The organism is Mesorhizobium sp. M7A.F.Ca.CA.002.04.1.1, from assembly GCF_004022805.1.
GTDB classification, from domain to species: domain Bacteria; phylum Pseudomonadota; class Alphaproteobacteria; order Rhizobiales; family Rhizobiaceae; genus Mesorhizobium; species Mesorhizobium ciceri.
Window position 1 is genome coordinate 1 of the sequence record NZ_RZPL01000922.1, and the last position, 1,895, is coordinate 1,895.

Consider the following 1,895-nt stretch of genomic DNA (forward strand, 5'->3'; position numbering starts at 1 on the left):
GGAGCTGATCGTAGGAAACGCTGTCGCCGAAGCCGCAGACCATCGCCGCCACTTGCGTGTCGAACACTGGATGCGGAACCAGATCGCCGAGATGGACGATGATTTCGATGTCCTGCCGCGCGGCGTGGAAGACTTTGACCACCGCCTCGTTGGCCATCAGCCTGAAGAACGGCTTCAGGTCGATATCGGGAGCCAGCGGATCGATCAGTGCCGTCACGCCGGGAGCGGCCATCTGGATCAGGCACAGGATCGGCCAAAACGTCGTTTCTCGAATGAATTCGGTGTCGACAGTGACGAAATCCGACTTTTCGAAAGCGGCGAGAACGGTCTCGAGTTCTTTCTGGGTGGTGATGACGTGCATCAAATCGCTTTTGGCAGGAGTAAGGTCTTCCTAGATTTCAGCCGCCGGGGCTTTCGTCAAGCTTTGGCACCGCCATCATGAGGTTCCCGGACCGTCGGAATCGCCGTTTCTCCTGGCCAGCCGCGCGAAAACCGTCGAAGTGCGCAGGAGCGCAATGAAGCGGCCGCGCCTGCCCGCCGGCACGCCGGACCGAGCCTGCATGCGGTAGAGGATGACAGCGATGAAGATCGCATAGACCACCGCGCTGAATACAAACAGGGCGCCCGGTCCGAAATATTGCATCGCCGTCGAGGCGGCGAACGGGCCGCCGATCGCGCCGAAGGAATAGAACAGCATCAGCGCCGCGTTGATCAGCACGAACTCGCCGGTGTCGGCGCGATCGTTGGAGTGGGCCGCCGACAACGAATAGAGCGGCATGGCGAAACAGCCGAAGATGAAGACGAGGACGAAGTTGAGCAGCGGATTGCTACCGGCGATGAACACCAGCGCCAGCGCCGAAAGCATCGCGCAGCAGGTCGTCATCAGCAGCACCCGGCGCCGGTCCCAGCGGTCGGAGAGGTAGCCGAGCGGATACTGGATGATGGCGCCGCCGAAGATGCCGACGCTGACGAAGGTCACGACATCGGCGACCGACATGCCGATCTGCTCGGCATAGACCGGGGACAAGGTGCGAAAGGCGCTGTTGGTGACGCCGACGGCGATGCAGCCGAAGCAGCCCAGCGGCGAAATCCGCCAGACGCGCGCCAGGTCGAGCTTGACCTCTTCGGGTGGTGTCGGGTTGGAGCGGTCGCCGAGCGACACCGGCACCAGCGACAGCGTGATCATCATCGACATGATGGCGAAGATAGCGAAACCGCCAGCGCCGAAGATCGGGATCAGGAACTGGGCTGATGTCACCGAACCGATGTCGACCATCCGGTAGATCGCCAGCACGCGTGCCCGATCGTGATTGCTGACGCCGGAATTCAGCCAGCTTTCGACGATGGTGAACAGCCCGGCGAAGCAGAAGCCGCCGGCAAGACGCACCGCGCACCACATCACCGGATCGATGACCAGCACCAGGAGCAAGGTGCCGACTGAGGCGATTGCCGCCAGCGCCGAAAATGCCCTGATATGGCCGACCGCCTTCATGATGCGGGTGATGGCTAGGCAGCCGAGCAGGAAGCCGGCGAAGTAGAAGGTGCCCATCAGGCCTATGTCGGAAGCGGAAAACCCTTCCTGCGCGCCGCGCAGCGCGATCAGCGTGCTCTGCAGCCCATTGCCGCCGAGCAGGATGCCTGCGGCGAGAAGAAGCGGGATCATCGGGCGGATGGAGGACATGAAGAGGCGATCACGTGTCGGTGATCCCTTCTTGGACCATCGCCCTGGCCAACGCCAGCAGCAATTCCCGGCAAACTACAGCGAGGATATGTCCAACTCTTCGTGGAAGGTCCAAACGCTTATGAACGGGCCGTCGTTTAGGTTCTTGCTATAGATCGTCATGATCACCTGTTGCCGTTGATCGTCGCGCGGAGGCAACTGACCGGTGATGAGC

At 61.7% G+C, this 1,895-nt stretch carries 1 protein-coding gene and 1 pseudogene; both read right to left on the minus strand.

The features are described 5' to 3' along the window. Window positions 1-361 (minus strand): annotated as a pseudogene (locus ENZ75_RS30490) (ribonuclease D); the annotation flags it as partial. A gap of 75 nt (window positions 362-436) precedes the next feature. After that, on the minus strand, window positions 437-1,681 hold the full coding sequence (locus tag ENZ75_RS30495) for an MFS transporter (RefSeq protein WP_063167752.1): 1,245 nt from the start codon (window positions 1,679-1,681) through the stop codon (window positions 437-439). Window positions 1,682-1,895 lie beyond the last annotated feature (214 nt).

Excerpts from the sequence above, each read along its gene's own strand:
- ENZ75_RS30495 (WP_063167752.1), bottom strand. The coding sequence starts at position 1,681 with ATGTCCTCCATCCGCCCGATGATCCCGCTTCTTCTCGCCGCAGGCATC.